The sequence below is a fragment of the Chitinophaga barathri genome (assembly GCF_003807585.1).
Taxonomy (GTDB): Bacteria; Bacteroidota; Bacteroidia; order Chitinophagales; family Chitinophagaceae; genus Chitinophaga; species Chitinophaga barathri.
Window position 1 is genome coordinate 196,508 of sequence record NZ_RMBX01000009.1, and the last position, 17,286, is coordinate 213,793.

Sequence of the window (17,286 nt, forward strand, 5' to 3'; positions counted from 1 at the left end):
AATTAAAATGAGTACAGGAGCGATAATAAAAAATACCGGCCGGGATTGTATCGCTGGGAAATATTGTCACCCTCGTATTTCGTCAGCGGCGAACCATCTTCCACCACTTTTTCAGGATTATATTTATTATCGAAGTTGTTATCCTCCACAAATGTGATCGCTTCATTGAGCAGGTTCTGTGCACTGAGCCTTGCCTGCCATCTTTTGGCAAGGCGTTGCGTAATGGCCGCGTCCAGCAGGTGGCGGGGCAGTTGCAGAATGGAGCCCCTGGTGCTGCTGTTCGCATAATTGCTTTCCGTATGAACACCCGCCGCATAGATATTGACGCCGGACACGTTCCAGATAAGGGACACTTTGCTGCCCATCACCGGATTGTCGTAAAAGAGGCCGGCATTCAACACATAAGGCGACTGCCCCTGCAATGGACGGCGGAATGTCCGCCCGTAGGCTATTTGCCCTCTTTCATCGGCACGCAGGCTGTCCTTCCAGGTTTCGCTGCGGATCCAGGCGCCGTTGGCGACCACGGAAAGATGCCTGAAAAATTTGCCGGGAATGAAAGACAGGCTTTTGCGCACTTCCGCTTCCAACCCGTATACCCTGGCTTCATCAGCATTCCGGAAAGTGATGCTGTTAAAAGCGGATTCGTCCAGTACGTCCGAGAAAACGATCCGTTCGATAGGCTTGTCCAGGTGTTTGTAAAAGGCGCCAATGCTGAATGTTTCTCCTTTATTTTTCTGCGGGTAAAATTCAAACCGTACGTCAAAATTGTCGATCATGGCGGTCTCCAGTTGCACGTTGCCTACCACCATTTCCCGGTTCAGGTAATCAAAATCTGTAAAGGGCGCTATTTCCCTGAATTCCGGCCTGTTTACGGTTCTTCCGTACCCGGCGCGCAACACCCAGCTGTCGTTTGGCCGGAAGCTGCCGTTGATGGAGGGGAGCCATACGGTCCTGGGCCTGTCTACCAGCAACGGCACATTGAATGACGGTATTTCCAGGGCAGCGGCGATCTTTTGCCGGTCATGTTCCAGGCGGACGCCGCCCGTCAATTCCACTTTGCCTTTCCAGGGGCGTGCTTCCATCGAAATATATCCCGCATTGTATTGTTCTGTTGCCTTGTAGGCATCAGTGGGTGAGGTATAATCAAATATGGCAAGCCCGGTTGCATCATCCCTGAAATAATCCGTGCTCCACACTTTGTCCAGGTCCTTCTCCCTGAACCAAACCAGTGCGGGATTTATATAATCAGCTGTACCGGGAAGGTTTTGCGTATTAGTGAAGTCGAATGAGAACTGGGCGTCGTGCACTACATACACCCTGCGAAACAGCGCGCGCTCCTTCCAGAAATGATAGGTGCCAACTTTGATATCTGCGCCCTCCGCCAGGTGGAAGTTGTAATCGGCGGAAGCGTTGTACAGTTTTTCACGGCTGTCAAGGAAAAATCTTGAAATAAGCCCTACCTGCCGCTCCTTCAGTCCTCCCGTACGTACCGCCGCCAGCCAGTTCGCATCTGTCATGGAAACGCCTTCCAGGGTATGCCCCCCGGGAATGCCCAGGTTGATCACCCGCTGGTCTGGCATATAATACCGTGTGTTTGTATAGCCAAGGTTCCAGTCCAGGTTTTGTTTGTCTTTGCCGAACAGGTGATTACCGCCGAGATTGCCGGTATACAGCAACCGGCTGGTGAACCCGAGCACGTTGCTTTTGGTCAGGCTTGACAACTCTTCCCCGTCATTGGGCCTTGATACGCGTACCTGTGTGCTTTTCTTCCCATCCTGCAGGATAAAGTTCCTGAAATACAACTGGTGGTGGCCATCGAGCTTTAGCACAAAATTCTGCATCAGGTTGGCCTGCCCGGTTTCTATACTCCTGTATTCACGTGTCATGGAGTTTTGAAAACCGTATTCTGTAGCGGCGAGTGTATTGCCCTGCTGGCGGTAAATATCATCATTGTAACGGTTCTCGTTGGTGAAGGCAAAGGCGGTTACGTTGTAGAGCCGCCTGCTGCCCAACTTGAAGACATCATAATAGTTCAGTGTAAATTGAAGGTCGGGCAAAGCCGTCCTGGTGCCGTAAGAAAGCCCGGGATTAAACGATTTGACGTATTCCGCAGGGGTCAGTGACGCTTTCCTGAAATCGCCGTAACCGGGCACCGACGCGGGCAATTTCCTGCTGCCATCATCAAAGCCCAGCCAGTCCGTTTTGCCGCCCTTGTAACTGTTCATGTTTTTGAACGTGGACACCGGCAGATAACCGAGGCGCAGGCCAACGTCGAAATGTTTTACGGCCAAAGCATCTTTGGTATATACTTTCACTGCTCCTCCGGCGAAATCGCCGAAAAGATCGGGCCGTGGCGACTTGTACACCATTATTTTGTCTATGATCCGGGAAGGGATCAGCTGCAGCGCAAAGGCCCTGCTGTATTGCTCGGTAGATGGCGCAATATTGTCGCCCAGGTAGGTTACGTTATACCGTTGGTTCATGCCGCGCACTACGATAAAACTCTCATCCGTGACGGTAACGCCGGAAATTCGCTTCACTACCTCGGCAGCATTGTTATCGGCGGATTTGGCAATTTGCTCGCTGGAAATGCCAGACACCACGCCCTGTGATTGTTTGATCTCCTCAATGATCATCCTGTCAGAAGAGTGGTTCACCGGTTGTAGCCGCCGGCCGGTACGTACAACCACTGTTTGCAGATAACCTTTCGACACCGGCATCCTGATTGCAGCGGTAACTTTCTCCCCCTCCCTGACCAGTATATTCCCGGAAGAAGTCTTCTCGAAGCCGACAAACGAAGCGGTAAGTTTGTATGTGCCGGGTTGCAGGCCGTTAAATATAAAATACCCGCTTTCGTCGGTGACCGCCGAGCGACCTGCGCCTTCCAGCTGAACTGAAGCGCCCTGCAATGGATAATCACGCGTATCCTCCATGATGCGGCCTTCTATCGCAGCACCCTGCCGGATCGTGGAATCCGGTTTCCAGGCAGGATCGGGCTGCAATATCACCCGGTCACCCAGGATGCTATAAGTAACGGGGCTACCGGTAAATAACTGCTCCAATAATTTTTGAACAGGCTGATCCTCCAACTTTACCGTAATCCGTTGATGATACCTCACGGGGATTTCCTCTGCATAAGAAAAACGGATAGCGGATCTTTTTTCAATCTCTTTTATTGCCTGCACTAACGTGACATTATTCAGATCGATGGTAACGCGCTGGTCCATTCTAACCTGTGCGTATAGGGATAAACTCGTTAAGAAAAATATGACTGACACGAGTGGCTTCTTCGCCCGTTTTTTCATGATTACCGTTTTTTATTTTTTACTTTTTTTACTGATCCATATCGTATCACCCTTTTTCTCCAACCTGACTGCCGCCGTTAATTCAAGCAGGTCCAGGGCTGTTGCCCGGCTATCGCTATAAAACTGAATGGTGATCTTTTTTCTTTTTAACGACTCATCTTTCCATGCAAACTGCATATCATAGTGCCTTCCCAGGATGGCTACAACATTTTCCAGGGGTTCGGACGCGAATTCAAATTCTCCTTTCCGCCAATTCCCTATTTCATTTGTATTGACCACCACATCGTTCCATTGCTGCAAGTCCTTGTCGAATACGATCCCCTCACTTTCGATCAATGTTTTTGAAACGGCCAACCGGCCGGGATCCATTTTCACTACCTGCACTTCGCCTTCCGCCACCGTCACCGCAATAGCCCGTTCATCCGGGTAGGCCCTGATATTGAAAGCCGTTCCGACGTCCACCGTACGTATTGTTCCGGTCTGTACAGTAAAAGGATGTGCCGTGTCATGCACTACATCAAAATATGCCTCCCCTTCCAGGCGAACTGTCCGTTGGCCGGACATATACTGCTCAGCGGCAGGATACCAGATACGGCTTTCCGGAGCGAGGTAAACGACAGTACTGTCCGGCATGGTTAACTTTAACCGCTGGCCGCGGGCGGCAAATTTCTCATTCCATTGATTAGCGGCGGCCACTTGCCTTTTTTCATTTTTAAAGGGGTAAAATATTGTCACGCACAGCACCAAAACAGCAGCCGCGGCGGCATACTTCATACTTTGTATGACCATTTTGACCACTTTCCGCCGCCGTGCCAGGAAAGGTTGCAGTTTAGTCGTGATAAACCGGTCGTAGTTTTCATCCTGGGGCGTTCTGCCGGCTTGAACTGTATCCAGGTGAGACCATTCCGCTTCCATTACCTGCCTGATGACCGGCGCATACACATCGGTAGTAAAATATTGTTTTATAACATCCAGCTCTTCCTGCGTACAGGGCTCGCCCGTAAGGTATTTTTGCAGCAATGCTTCGTTGAATGGAAATTTTCCGGGACCCATGTTCTATATTTATTTCCGTTAAGGGTGTTGTGTACTGTGTTCACTTATATAAACACAGGTACCCGGAAATATTACCTATCGCTTAACAATTCCTTAATCTTTGGAAAATGAAGCGGCAGGGCAACGTGAACTGTTGCTGAAAGTCAAAAGTGTAAGCTTTTCAGAGTTTTTTTTACAGAAAACCCGGCGTCATTGGGAGCAGGCGCATCAAATGATAAAAGGCAGCATTAAAACGCCGTATTGTTTCATGGCTTCACGGATCGTACGTAAAGCGCTGCCTATCTGGTGTTCAACTGTTCGGGGGGAAATACCGAGAATGCGGGCTATCTCGGAAGAAGAAAGATTTTGCTCACGGTTCATTATATATATTTGCCTTCGCTTCTCCGGCAAGGCAAGTATGGCATTTTCATATGCCGCATGAAGTTCTTTACTATATAATGTATAAAGTGGCGAACGGTCAGCCACAGGCTGGTTATTTTCTTCAAAGGAATCTATGGAAAATAACAGATGTTCTTTTTTGCGTAATGTGTTAATGATTGTGTTGTAAGCCAGTTTGAATATATATCCGTCCCTGTTCTCAATTTCACTGATACGCTGCCGGTTTTTCCATATCCGGAACATTATATCCATAGCTACCTCTTCCGACAAGCTGCCATTGCGGATATATCGCATACTCAGGTAGTGCACCTTTTCAAAATAGATATCAAATAATTGCCGGAATTCCTGCTCTTCTCCCGGAGTATGATTTTCGATATCAGCCATTTGAATGCTTTTTAGAAAAATCGAGCAAAGTTATATAGTTCAGCTTTTTTCACACATTAACAATATATTATTTTATTCGCAGAAGCCGGCATTCAGCTGTTAAGGTACAAAAACAGGCCCGGTCGCTCCCACAGGACAGTGCAGGATGGCCAACGCTCCAACGTTAAAAACAACCCTCATCAACAAAAAAGGGCCGCCTGGCAGGCAGCCCTTTTTGATTCTAATGGTTGGTTTGTCAATATTACTTTTTAGCCTCGCTCTCCAGGAGCAGCTTCAATTCTTTATTCGAAGGCCTTGGCGCATCGGTAGAAACGATGTTCCCCTGTTTGTCGAACACCATAAAACGGGGAATCCCTTTGATGCTGTAGAACTTTGCAATATCACTCCACCCGCTGGCAAAAAGCTGTACGCCGCCCAGCTCCTCGGACTTAATAAAGTCTTTCCATTTCTGGTGGTCCTTCAGCTCGTCCACGGATACACTGAGGAACAACACATCTTTTCCATGCATCTCTTTCTCCAGTTTCTTCAAATGCGGAATTTCTCCTTTACACGGCCCGCACCAGGTAGCCCAAACGTCCACCAGCACCACTTTTCCTTTGAAGTCGCTCAGTGATATGTTTTTTCCGTCCACGTCAGGATAGGTGAAGTCAACAGCCTTTCCGCCGGAAGCGGTGGCTTTTTTGGCCAGCTCCGTTTCGAAAACTTTGGCACGGAGGGACTGGTCGGCTGTAAGGATGTATTTACCATATTCCTTATTGAGATCCATATAACCAAGATAGGTTTTGAGCCCGGCAAACTGCTGCAGCACCACTTCCCCTTTCAGCGTATCGTTTACGATGCCTTTCAGGCGGTTTTCCAGGCTGTAGTCCGTCGCATCGCCTTTGCCCAGCCGCGCGGGCATTATCTGTATGGACCGCATCATGCGGATGCCATGAGGGTAACGCAGCAGGCGGGTGTCTGTAGCGAAATGTTCCGGCTCAATGCTTTTAAAGAACGGCGTAAAATCTCCCGCCGAAGGATGTACGGAGCGCGGCGTGCTCAGCAGCTCTGAGGCAGTGAAAAGCAGGTCCATCTCCCGGTACATTGCGAACTCCGTATCGAACGCCTTGTTGCCTGTGGAAGGATATTTCGTTTGCTTCACCTGTGCATTGATCTGTTCCAGCATCGGGAAAAAATCCACGTACGAGCTGCGGCTCATGCTGAAATAAACCCCTTTCCTTTCCAGCGGGAGCACAGTGTTATGCCATTTTTCCACGGCCTTGTTCTCCGGGGAATTCTGACCGGTGAGCACGTAGCTGGTATCGGTCACTTTCAGGTTCAGCTGGTCTTTCGGTTTGAAGTAAAAGCTGTATTTGTCCTGCGGCGTCATCTGGGTGCCGGTTCCGATCACGTAGAAGCCTTCATGCTCGGGTTTGAAATAGAAGCCGAATGCGGAATCAGCACCGGGTTTGGAAGCGGCGATCTCTTCCAGCCTTCCGTGTTCGACACGGTAAAGTTTCACACGGCCGTCGTGGCGGCGCAGCCATTCGCCGGTTACCGTTACCTGTGCCTGCAGGAAGGCAGGCAGGGCCACCAGGGCCAGGAGGCTGAGTTGCAATTTTTTCATTTCGTAAGCGTCTGATTGGTTAATAACTATTCGGGTATGTGTAATTGCTCATAGACGGGGCGATGTAGATCACGTCGCCAACGCTCCCCTGTCCTTCCAGCACGAAGTCCGGGCTGGCGTTCAGATTACCGGAGGTCTTCCGGAAAACGCGCACTTTATATTGCCCGCCGCTCTCCGTGCCAATGAGCATGTAATTGAAATAATAAGGCAGCTCCGTAGAGGTGGTACCGGTATACTTGCGGTGACGAATAAACGTGATCTGCTCGCCTGCCGGTACCGTGAACTGCAACCGCTCCGCACCGTTCGCCAGGTTCCTGGACCACACTTCATTACCGACGGAAAAATAAAGAATGCTTTCATCCGTTACGATCAGGCCGTAACGTTGGGCATTGTACAATTTCTCCGCGGCGTCCAGTGTATCGTTCACGATCTTCAGCGTGTAGTTTTCCGGTGTAATGACAGACAAAATTTTCAGCCCCGCGTCCGTCTTATCTTTAAAAAGCGCAACGCCCGTGTAAGGGCTCGAGGCCACAATGCCCATGAACAGCAATGTTTTGTTGTTGCGGTTGGCGGACATTTCGGAACCGGTGGCATCCGATACGGAAGACAGTACCGTACCCGTACCCGTGGCGGATACGAAAGAGCTGCTCGACTGGTCGAAAAAGAAGGGATTATAATAATTAAGGGTCAGGAAATAATCCGCAAGATTGTAAGGACTGTTGTTGTCATCCCGCAGTTGCACGCCCCCGAACATGCCCACATTGGCGGACATGGAGTAAATGCTGTGCAGCCGCCCGTCGTTTACCAGGTAGTTGGCCGAAGAGCCTTCGCTGATACTGCCGGGGCGTTTTGTGGCAGGCGTTTCGTAGAACAGTGAATTAAATCCGCGGATCTCTTTGAATGTATTCATATTCACCACGCTTACGTCTTTGTCCGTGAGGATGAACAGGCCTTTCGTATTGGCCATCGCGCCGGTCACGTCAGATTTGTAGTTAGTATAGTAGCCGAAGAGGCGCGCCGCGCCGTCCAGCTTGCGGCCGTTCACGAGGGAGAACACGTTCTCCATTTTACCCTCCCCAATGATGCCGGAAGGCGTGAGGAAAAGATCCACATCCGTTTGTCCTCCGGTGTGTTTCATGACGTACCAGCCGCGGGTGAACTGGGTGATCACATTCACCCGGGCGGTCACGATCTTGCTGAAGCCGGTGTGCAGGTTCTTTGCGCCGAATACGAGCACCCAGCCTTTGGCGGGCTGTTTTACAAGGTAGTCAAGGGCTTTGCTACGACCGATGGTGTCCACCTTCGGGGCGCTGCCCTGCACGTTGGTTTCGTAAATACCCCACCAGCAGGAGAATTCCGCCTGCGGATCCGTGGAGCTCACCTTCGGGTCGAGGGTGATGCGATCCACCAGCGATACTTTGTCGTAATCGCTGCCGATGCCCGTGATGGTGATCTCCTCGGGCAGATCGTATGTATAATTGCCATGGTCCTTGTAGCAGGCGCTCAGCAGCAGCATGCAGCAGGCAGCCAGGCTTTGGTATGTGCGTTTCATGGTTGCATTGTTGAAGAGATTAAGGGAATACTACCGTTTCGCCGGATTCATCCGTGAGCGGCTCACCGGGATGTGCATTGTTATAATCGGTGAGCAATGTGCGCAGCTTTAGCCGCCAGAAGCTGATCAGCGCGTAGTCCGCGTTAATCTCATTGAAGAACTCCTGGTCCCATTTTTCACCGGTCTGCTCCACCATAAAAGAATGTTTTACCCGGCTGTATTTGCCCCAGTAATATTGTGTGGCGCTATTGTTCCAGGCGGCGGGTTGGCTGAGGCGGTCCGTCAGTTCCATCTTTCTCCACAATTTCCTGATCTCCCCAGGCTGGAACTGCCCGTTGGCTTTTACGCGCAGCTGAAGTTTCACCGTCTTGTTCTTCAGCGAAGCGTCCCTCAGCACGATCACGGGTGCGTAGGCATGCACTTCACCTGCTTTGATCACATAGGTGTTTTTGAGGGAAACGTCACTGAAAGCTTTGTAATGCACCCCGGCTACGGCGTTCTCCTCTCCTTCCATCATCACCTGTTCCAGCTCGTAGGGACGGTCTTCGCCACTGGTGCCGCCGATGGCGTAGATATCGAAATTCACCGTGTCCTGCCCTACGGCATCAGGCTCGTAATAGAAAGTGTATGGTTTCAGGGTATCCGCCATATCCGCGAGGTTGTAATACAACTGGGCGATCGGCGGGCCGAACTGCAGGCGGGCGATATCATTGTAGAGATAATACTGGTCTTTTTTACAAGCGGCCAGTGCTGCGGTGAGCACGGCCAGTGTCAATATCTTTTTCATTGCCGGCATTTTTTTATTGAGCGAATTCACTTAATGGCAGCGGCGGCGTGTAATTGATCACGGCAGCCGAAGGCACCCACAGGAAACTGGCTTTGGGCGCATTGATGCGTTTGTAGGCAAAGAAGCTTTGGCCCTCCGCGAAAAGCTCCTTACGGTATTCTTTCACGAGTTCCAGCTGTACCTGTACAGGGTCTGCCGGCAAAGTGGAAACGGTAATGTTCCTGGACGTACGGAACTCGTTCCAGTACCGCTGGCCTTCGCCCGCAGGCGCGGCTTCGGCCGCAATGAGGTACATTTCCGCAATGCGCAGCATAGGTATCTGGAAAGGCGCTACCACGGTGGCTTCGGTGGACGCGCGGTATTTCTTCAGGATGTAACATTTGGATCCGTTCAGCAAAGTGACCAGCTCCCAGAGGTTGGCCTCGCGGATGTCTGTGCCGGTATTGCCATACAGCTGGTTCTTCACCGTGGTCACGGCGCTGCCTTTCTTTAAAAGGCCGGAACTGAAATCCGTCTTGTACTTGGATTCCAGCTGGAAATCATACAGCCCGAAGATGTGCTCCGCGGACAGGTTCAGGTTGCCGGCGGACATATCGCTCAGCGTGCCGAGGCGGAACTTGGCGTTACCATCCGGGTTCTTCGCCTCTATCACTGCTTTAGCGGCGGCATAAGCGGCCGCGTTGTCCTGAAACCATAAGTAAGCGCGGGCCTGCAGGGCTTTCACGGCATAATAGTTCATACGCAGGTAACGCCAGCCGGAATACGTGTTTTCAGGACGGAAAGGGGAACTGCTGCCGCCCGGGTTGGATAGCTCAGCCTGCGAATACCTGGTGAAGGGATCCGCTTCCGCCATCAATGCCTCCGCCTCCGAAATGTCTTTCAGCAGTGCGGCTTTGTATTCATCATAAGAAAGATGCTGGTTCGGCACGCGGGACACTTTCGTCACGTATGGCAGCACTGTGCCACCGGGATTGTTGCCCGGCACCGGCCCGAAGAGGCGCAGGAGGTCCAGGTGACAGTACGCCCGCAACGCCAGGCATTCGCCTTTCATCATTTCGTAGCCCCCGGCGGCACCGAACACGTCCTTCCTGGCGTCCACTTCGCCGAGTATGGCGTTGATGCTGGCGATAATGCCGTATTCCACCTCATATATGGAAGACAGCGAGTTCTGCACGCCTTCGTCCGCATAGTTGAACAGGCCTAATCGCTGATCGGTGCTATTAGCGATCACATCCCAGGAGGATGTGAGCCTTTCGATCGTGCCGAAGGTCATGTGTTTGCCATAGGCGCCGGGGGACTTCAGCTGGATGTACACGCCTGTGAGGGCATCCTGGAAACCGCTTTCCGTGCTGAACAGCACGTCTGCAGGCATCTGCGTTTTGGGCTGCACGGTGAGCCATTTTTTACAGGAGCTGCCGCAGATCGCGATGCCCAGCAGGCCTGTGAGAATATATTTCATCTGTGTCATGTAACACGAAATTTGCCGGTTAAAAGAGTGCGTTTACGGTAAAGGACAGCTGCCGGGAAAACGGGTAGTCCGTACCTCTCTCCCGCCTTACGGTAGACAGGTAAAAGAGATCCGCCATATTCGCGGAGAAAGACAACGATTCCATCTTCAGCTTTTTTGCGAAGGCGCTTTTTACATCATACTGGAAGTTCGCGTTCTGCAGGTTCAGCGTTCTTTCGTCCTGCACGAAGCGGGAAGTCCTGTTTGTCGGCGTAGTTACCAGTAGTCCTTTGAAAGCAGCGTTATCCCCCGGCTTTTGCCAACGGTTGTCGTACACGCGGGAATCCACGTTGTAGGCATAATCCGCGTTCTCTACTTTGTTGATGAGTGTCTGGTTGTACTGCTGCCCGCCTAAACGGTAGCCGAAGCTCAGGTTCATGGAGAAATTCTTATACCGCAGCAAAGTGCTGAAGTTGCCAAAGTACTTCGGCTCGCTGATGCCGCTCGCGCGCAGGTCAAGGGAATTCCAGAGATAGGTGGGCTGGCCGTTCCGGTCCAGGTAAAGTTCTTTGCCGGTGCTGGGGTCTATGCCCAGCGAAGGCACTACCCAGATGGTGTTCGTGGAATACCCTTCCATGTACAGGAATCCCGGCACTGCGCCCGCCGCCCCGGCGATGCTTTTCTGGGCTGCTTTGAGCGCCTCGGAGATCTCCGCGATCTTGTTCACGTTGTGCACCATCGCGCCGCTCACGCTCCATACAAGCCCTTTCCGCATGTTCCGCACCAGGTACACGGTGGCTTTCAGTTCTATCCCGCGGTTCTCCAGCTTCCCGATGTTCTCGATATAGCCGGAAAAGCCGCTGGATGCCGGAAGGTTTACAAAGGATATAAGGCCGTTCGTCGTCTCGATATAATAATCAGCTACCATGGAAAAGCGGCGGTTGAACAGTTCCGCTTCCAGGCCCACGTCGTAGTTCATTTTCTGCTGCCATTTCAGGTACTCGTTGCCGAGGCCCATGAGGTAAGAGCCGGTCCAGTTAAAATACCGGTCGTCCGTGTAATAGCGGTAAGTGCTCAGCGCCTGGTACGCGTTGAAGTTCTGCGAGCCGGTCACGCCCGCGGAGCCGCGCAGCTTCAGGCGGTTTACCCAGGAGAGGTTCCGGAACATGGATTCTTTATGCAGGTTCCACCCCAGGCCGGCGGACCAGAAAGGCGCGAAGCGGTTCAGCCGTCCGAACTGCGAAGCCCCATCAGAACGCAGGGACAGGTCCATGAAATATCGTTCGGCGTAAGTATAGTTCACGCTGCCGGTAAGGCCCACGGAACGGGAAAGGCTTTCGTTGCCGCCCGGCTTGCCGTTCTCTGCGTATTGCAGCGCCATGGAAATGAAGTCGAAGTTTGGATTGGTAAACCCTTCCGCCATGAAGCTGTAGCCGGAGGCTTTGTTCTCCCGGATGTTGTAATCCAGCCCCGCAAATACCGCATGGCTCCCCATCTGGCGGGTATAGCTCAGGTTGGCACTGGCATCGTAACGGAAACCTTTGTTCACGCCGTAGCGGTAAGATCCTCTGCGAAGGATATCTTCCGTGGAAGCGAAGGCAGTATGTTCCGCGGGGCGGAAGTAGTCTGAATCCGAATTAAGTTTGGTAAGGCCCAGCCGGCCGCGGAAAGTGAGGTCCGGGGTGATGTTCCATTCCACGGAAAGGTTGTTCGTGATGTCCGAGGTCTTGTATTCCTGGAAAGTGTTAAGGGTGGCGTCGTACAGGGGATTGGTGGGCAGGCGGTTCCAGCGGTTGGTGTAAATGGTGGAACCTGGGTCGCCGAGTATTTTTTTGATGCGGCCTTTTTCATCATAGGGGGACCAGTAGGGGTTCATCCCCACATAATCGGAAAAGGAGCCGTAAGGGCTCTCATGGCTCTCTCCCAGCCCTATCTGCAGGTTATTGGTAAAGCGTACGTTGCGGTAATAATAGCTGAGATTGATGGTACCGTTGAACACCCGGCGGCTGGAACCTTTCATCACACCCTGGATGTCGTTCAGCTGCGCGGAGATAGAATAACGGAACTGGTTGTCCCCACCTTCCATGCGTACGTTGTGCCGCTGCCCGATGCCGGTGCGCACGGGTTTGGACAACCAATCTGTTTCCACGCCGCGGTTTACTTCACTCATCAGGTAGTTGTAATACTGTTTCAGCGGCACGTCGTTTTCCGCGCGGGCATTGTTGTACAGACCTACTTTATATTCCAGCTCCAGTTTCTCGCGGGCGTTCAGCACGTCGTAGGCGGAAAGATCCGGCATCTCGATGTTCACATCCCCGCGGTAAGCCAGGCGCAGCTTACCCGGCCTTGGCCCCCTGGTTTTGATCACGATCACGCCGTTTGCGCCGCGGGAACCATAAATGGCCGTGGCGGAAGCATCTTTTAGCATCGTGATGGATTCCACTTCGTTCTGGTTGATGTCCAGCAGCTTCTGCAGCGTTGACTCGAATCCGTCCAGGATCACCAGCGGTGTGTTCATACCCACGCGGGTTTCGTCCTGCAGCTCGTTCACATTCGGCAGATTGGAGTTACCACGGATCTGGATCTCCGGCAGGCGGTTTGGATTGGAGCCGAAGGTGTTGCTCTCCACGATGTTGAAGGAAGGATCAATGTTGCGCAGGGAAGTAACCAGGTTGCGGTTGCCGAAAGCGGCGAGTTGTTCAGCGGTCACGGTGGTCACGGCTCCGGTGAAACTTTCTTTTTTCCGGTTAAAAATCCCTGTGGTCACCACCACTTCGTTGATCTGCTGCTGCGAGTGTTTCAGCATCACGTTCACCGGTCCTGCCGCCTTTACGGTCAGTTCAAGCGGAGCGTAACCCTGGCAACTCACCTGCAGCACCAGGGGAAAACCTCTTACTTCAAAACGGAAAGTACCGTCCGGCGAAGTGACTGCGCCGAAAGTGGTCGCTTTCATACGCACGGTGGCGAATGGAACGGGTTTACCGGATTCGTCCCGCACGGTGCCGGTAAGGATCATGGCAACAGGGACAGATACGGCGCCTGGCTTTTGATTGATCACCACCATTCTGTTCACGATGCGATAAGTAAGCGGCTGGTTGTTCAGCACCACGTCCATCGCTTCCGGCAGTGTGGCGTTGCTCAACTGTACGTTCTGTGGGGTGGCCTGGCGGATCAGCTGCTCGTCCCACATAAAAGACATACCGGTTTGCGCTTCCAGCTTTCCGAATATTTCTTTCAGGGAAGCCTTCTTCAGGTTCAGGTTCACCCTTTGCGCACTAGCGGCGCTGGCCTGGAGGCATACAACAAGGAGAAGGAACGCGGCTGTTCTCGTACAGCGCAAACGTCTCATCAGCAATCCGGCAGGCACATAAGATTGCCGGGCCAAAAACGCAATTAAATGCATACATTGGGTTGGTTTTGGTTGATAAATAAAACAGAACTTGTATTGGTTTTTATTAACCCGACCTTTTTACCGCTCCGTGAGTCAGACGGGGCGGTTTTTTATTTTGGTTAATGTCTTTATGGTTGTACGATCAATTGGTCGTTGTCCAGTCTGCAGTTCACCCCATATATATTCAATGCTTCGATCATGTCCGCCAGTCCTACATTTCGGCCGATAGTACCACCGAAAGAGCGGTGGGGCAGCTGCCCCTTCATTATAACTTCTATATCATACCAACGGGAAATCTGCCGGAAGAGTGCCGGCAAGTCCGTGCTGTTCATTACAAACAATCCGTTTTTCCAGGCGATGGCATTCGCGGCGTCCGCCTCGCTGTTCACGGTCATATCGTTGTTGTCGTTAATATTCGCCTGTTCTCCCGGCTGTAAGACCTGCTGCCTGTTCACACGGATGCTCCCGCGCAGCAGTGTGGCTTTCGCCACCGGCTCGTCCGCATATGCGTTAATATTAAAAGCAGTACCGAGCACTTCCACCACACCTTTTTCCGAGAAATACACGGAGAATGGTTTGGATGCATCCGCGGCCACTTCAAAATAAGCTTCGCCGGTAATGCTCACCTCCCGTGTATCTCCTGTGAATGATACCGGGTAACGTATAGAGGAAGCTGCGTTCAGCCACACCTTCGTTCCGTCCGGCAATACGATGCGGAACTGCCGCCCCCTGGGTGTGGAAATGGTGTTGAACGAATTGCCCGCCGCACCGCTCTCCCCGGGGTCGTACGCCAGCTGGCCCTCGTCCAGCACCACGCTGGTGCCTCCCTGGCTGGCCACTACGCCATCTCCCATGCTGTCGAGCATCACAGTGGAGCCGTCCGCCAGTGTGAGCACGGCGCCCTGTTTGCCGGGCGGAATGTCGTGTTTGGCATGTTGTTCCGGGCCGGCGAGCTTTACCACGCGATGATCCGTAAGCCGGTAAACACCGGCGGCGAGGATCAGCAGCGCCGCGGCTGCAGCCCAGCTCCAGTAGCGCATGCGCCGTACAGGTGTTGTGCGTGGAACGTCCACCGCTGTTGCTTTTTCAAGCAGCGGCAGCAGCGATTCGTCGAATGCCAGCGTCATATCCGGCTGGCCGGTAAGGTCCATGAATATCCCCGCCAGGGCTTCCCGCTGCCACGGATCGCCCAGCAGTGCGTAAAACTCCCGCTGGCCTGCCGCATCCAGCTTATCATCCAGGAAGTCCTGCACAAGTTTATGTAACCGGGTATTTTCCATGCTGTTCGTATATAAGATCAGGGGAAAGGGAGGAATGTCATCATGAGAAGAAAAAAAAATTTTAGTAGAGGACGAACACCAGCAATACCAGCAGCCCGGAAGTGGAAAGCCGGTCTCGGATATCCGCCAGGGCAGCGCTCAGGGCGTTCCGTACATAACCGTGGCTGAGCTGCAACTCTTCGGCAATCTCCCGCGTGGTTTTTCCTTCCACCCGGTTCAGCTTGTAAATATTCTTCCGCTGTTGCGGAAGCGATTCGATGGCTTCCTGCACGAGGCGGCGCGTTTCTTTCAGCTCCAGGGCATTGGCCTGTTCCTGCAATTCTTCCTGCGACAGCCGCAACTCCGCCAGGCGTTTGTCGCTGGTGGCATGCCGCTGCAGCGCCAGCAGGCTCTGGTTGATAGTGATCTTCCGCAGCCAGGCACCCAGATGCTCCACTTTGCCCAGCTTGTCCCGGTTCAGCCATACTTTAATGAATACCTCCTGCACCACTTCCTGGCGCGCATATTCGCTCTTCAATATCCTCATGGCAATAGCGGCCAGCGGCGTGGCCCAGGCCATAAACAAGGACGCAAATGCCTGTTCGTCGCCTTCGGCGATACGCAGGAGTAGCGCGGTATCATCATTATGTAGCGGTTCAGCCGGCACTTGTTAAATAGTTCCTGGTTAAATGTTATTGTAATCGGGAGCGGCAGGATAGAACAGGAACGGAAAATACGTCGGTTAAAATGGTTAATGCCGCGGATGAAGACGGCAGATCGGGGGCAAAGGTAAAAGTTTAAATGAAATTTCCCAGATTACCGCCAATTCCCGGGGCATTCGCTTATGGATGGTTTGCGCGAAAACACAGGGTCCGGCAACTGCTTATTGTCGTTTGTCTATACAGTCCGGGGCGCGGGTATGAATTGATAATTATTAATATTCAATCAATTATACAATCCACATACCTGGTAAAATTTTTACCCCCTGCCAAAAATTGGTTCGGGAAAAGTCCTTTGGGGTGTACCAAAAATTAACACAAACCGGTCCGGATTCAATTTCCCTTCCCGTGTTCGTAGTTTAATTCCCGGTTTGATTGCTGAAAATTTCACGCAGCGGAAGCTCTCCATATCAAACAATACTTTTTTCCTATATTTAAATTATGGCTAATCTCAGAACATTTATACTCACAGTTGCAATCACCTCAGCGGCCATCAACAGCGCAGCGCAGCAACCGGCGATATTCCTCGCAGACCCGACCATTTTTGCGGACAAAGGAAAGTATTACCTGTACGGGACCGGCAGCAACCACGGTTTCCTGTTTTATGAATCTGCTGATCTGAAGACCTGGAGCCAGCCCAAAGATTCCACCCGGCGCCTTGCCCTGAAACGCGGAGACGCTTTCGGCAGCAGCGGTTTCTGGGCGCCGCAGGTGTTTAAACATGGTAACAGCTATTATATGGCCTATACTGCCAACGAACAGATTGCAATTGCCAGGGCATCCGGTCCGGCAGGCCCTTTCCGGCAGGATGCTCCCCTGCCGCTTAGCGGTACCGGCAAGCAGATCGACCCTTTCCTGTTTTTTGATGAAGACGGAAAGATCTATTTATACCATGTTAAACTGCAAAACGGGAACCGGATCTTCGTCGCGGAAATGAAGCCGGACCTGACAGACATAGTGCCCGGCACGGAAAAGGAATGTATCTCCAGTACCGAAGGGTGGGAAAACACAGCCGCAGCCGGCTGGCCGGTAGCAGAGGGGCCGACCGTCCTCAAACATAAAAACATCTACTACCTGATCTATTCCGCCAACGATTTCCGCAACAAGGATTATGCGGTGGGCTACGCCACTTCCGATTCCCCAACCGGGCCCTGGAAAAAATACACCGGCAACCCGGTTATCAGCCGGCAAATGGTCGGGCAAAACGGCCCGGGCCACGGCGATGTGTTCTTTGACAGGGATGGGAAAATGTATTATGTCCTCCATACTCACCGCTCGGACGATCGCGTATCTCCCCGTGCCACGGCAGTCGTGGCGCTACGGTTCCGGCGGGTAAATGATGGCGAAGATATACTGGAAGCGGATACAAAGTCGTTCAGGTGGCTGGAAACCGCACCATGATGGC

At 52.4% G+C, this 17,286-nt stretch carries 11 protein-coding genes; 1 reads left to right on the forward strand and 10 read right to left on the reverse strand.

Annotated features, from left to right (window positions below):
• Positions 1-2: 2 nt before the first annotated feature.
• From EG028_RS17330 to EG028_RS17375, 10 genes are all read right to left on the reverse strand, one after another.
• The gene (locus tag EG028_RS17330; RefSeq protein WP_162946558.1) at positions 3-3,062 is read right to left on the reverse strand and encodes a TonB-dependent receptor; all 3,060 of its coding nucleotides are present in this window, start codon (positions 3,060-3,062) and stop codon (positions 3-5) included.
• A gap of 255 nt (positions 3,063-3,317) precedes the next feature.
• A complete protein-coding gene (locus EG028_RS17335) occupies positions 3,318-4,358 on the reverse strand; it encodes a FecR family protein (protein WP_120517784.1) in 1,041 nt (346 codons plus the stop codon).
• 207 nt (positions 4,359-4,565) lie between these two features.
• Entirely contained in the window at positions 4,566-5,120 is a 555-nt protein-coding gene (locus EG028_RS17340) for an RNA polymerase sigma-70 factor (protein ID WP_120517783.1), read from the reverse strand.
• Positions 5,121-5,361: 241 nt separating this feature from the next.
• Positions 5,362-6,726, reverse strand: a complete 1,365-nt coding sequence (locus EG028_RS17345; RefSeq protein ID WP_120517782.1) for a TlpA family protein disulfide reductase — start codon at positions 6,724-6,726, stop codon at positions 5,362-5,364.
• 19 nt (positions 6,727-6,745) lie between these two features.
• Positions 6,746-8,278 (reverse strand): PKD-like family lipoprotein, encoded by a 1,533-nt coding sequence (locus tag EG028_RS17350; RefSeq protein ID WP_120517781.1) that lies wholly within the window; start codon positions 8,276-8,278, stop codon positions 6,746-6,748.
• Between the two features lie 19 nt (positions 8,279-8,297).
• Positions 8,298-9,065 (reverse strand): DUF4843 domain-containing protein, encoded by a 768-nt coding sequence (locus EG028_RS17355; RefSeq protein ID WP_162946557.1) that lies wholly within the window; start codon positions 9,063-9,065, stop codon positions 8,298-8,300.
• A gap of 13 nt (positions 9,066-9,078) precedes the next feature.
• Positions 9,079-10,533 (reverse strand): RagB/SusD family nutrient uptake outer membrane protein, encoded by a 1,455-nt coding sequence (locus tag EG028_RS17360; RefSeq protein ID WP_120517779.1) that lies wholly within the window; start codon positions 10,531-10,533, stop codon positions 9,079-9,081.
• A 19-nt stretch (positions 10,534-10,552) separates the two neighbouring features.
• Positions 10,553-13,915, reverse strand: a complete 3,363-nt coding sequence (locus EG028_RS17365; RefSeq protein WP_120517778.1) for a SusC/RagA family TonB-linked outer membrane protein — start codon at positions 13,913-13,915, stop codon at positions 10,553-10,555.
• A 116-nt stretch (positions 13,916-14,031) separates the two neighbouring features.
• Positions 14,032-15,183, reverse strand: a complete 1,152-nt coding sequence (locus tag EG028_RS17370) for a FecR family protein (protein WP_120517777.1) — start codon at positions 15,181-15,183, stop codon at positions 14,032-14,034.
• 61 nt (positions 15,184-15,244) lie between these two features.
• Positions 15,245-15,829, reverse strand: coding sequence for an RNA polymerase sigma factor (locus EG028_RS17375; RefSeq protein ID WP_120517776.1), 585 nt, complete (start codon positions 15,827-15,829; stop codon positions 15,245-15,247).
• 493 nt (positions 15,830-16,322) lie between these two features.
• Here EG028_RS17375 and EG028_RS17380 point away from each other — a divergent pair, with 493 nt between their 5' ends.
• Complete coding sequence (locus EG028_RS17380) at positions 16,323-17,282, forward strand: glycoside hydrolase family 43 protein (RefSeq protein ID WP_120517775.1); 960 nt, start codon at positions 16,323-16,325, stop codon at positions 17,280-17,282.
• Positions 17,283-17,286 lie beyond the last annotated feature (4 nt).

Coding starts and splice junctions, on each gene's coding strand:
- EG028_RS17335 (WP_120517784.1), bottom strand. CDS start 4,358: ATGGGTCCCGGAAAATTTCCATTCAACGAAGCATTGCTGCAAAAATAC.
- EG028_RS17340 (WP_120517783.1), bottom strand. CDS start 5,120: ATGGCTGATATCGAAAATCATACTCCGGGAGAAGAGCAGGAATTCCGG.
- EG028_RS17345 (WP_120517782.1), bottom strand. CDS start 6,726: ATGAAAAAATTGCAACTCAGCCTCCTGGCCCTGGTGGCCCTGCCTGCC.
- EG028_RS17350 (WP_120517781.1), bottom strand. CDS start 8,278: ATGAAACGCACATACCAAAGCCTGGCTGCCTGCTGCATGCTGCTGCTG.
- EG028_RS17355 (WP_162946557.1), bottom strand. CDS start 9,065: ATGAAAAAGATATTGACACTGGCCGTGCTCACCGCAGCACTGGCCGCT.
- EG028_RS17360 (WP_120517779.1), bottom strand. CDS start 10,533: ATGACACAGATGAAATATATTCTCACAGGCCTGCTGGGCATCGCGATC.
- EG028_RS17365 (WP_120517778.1), bottom strand. CDS start 13,915: ATGCATTTAATTGCGTTTTTGGCCCGGCAATCTTATGTGCCTGCCGGA.
- EG028_RS17370 (WP_120517777.1), bottom strand. CDS start 15,183: ATGGAAAATACCCGGTTACATAAACTTGTGCAGGACTTCCTGGATGAT.
- EG028_RS17380 (WP_120517775.1), top strand. CDS start 16,323: ATGGCTAATCTCAGAACATTTATACTCACAGTTGCAATCACCTCAGCG.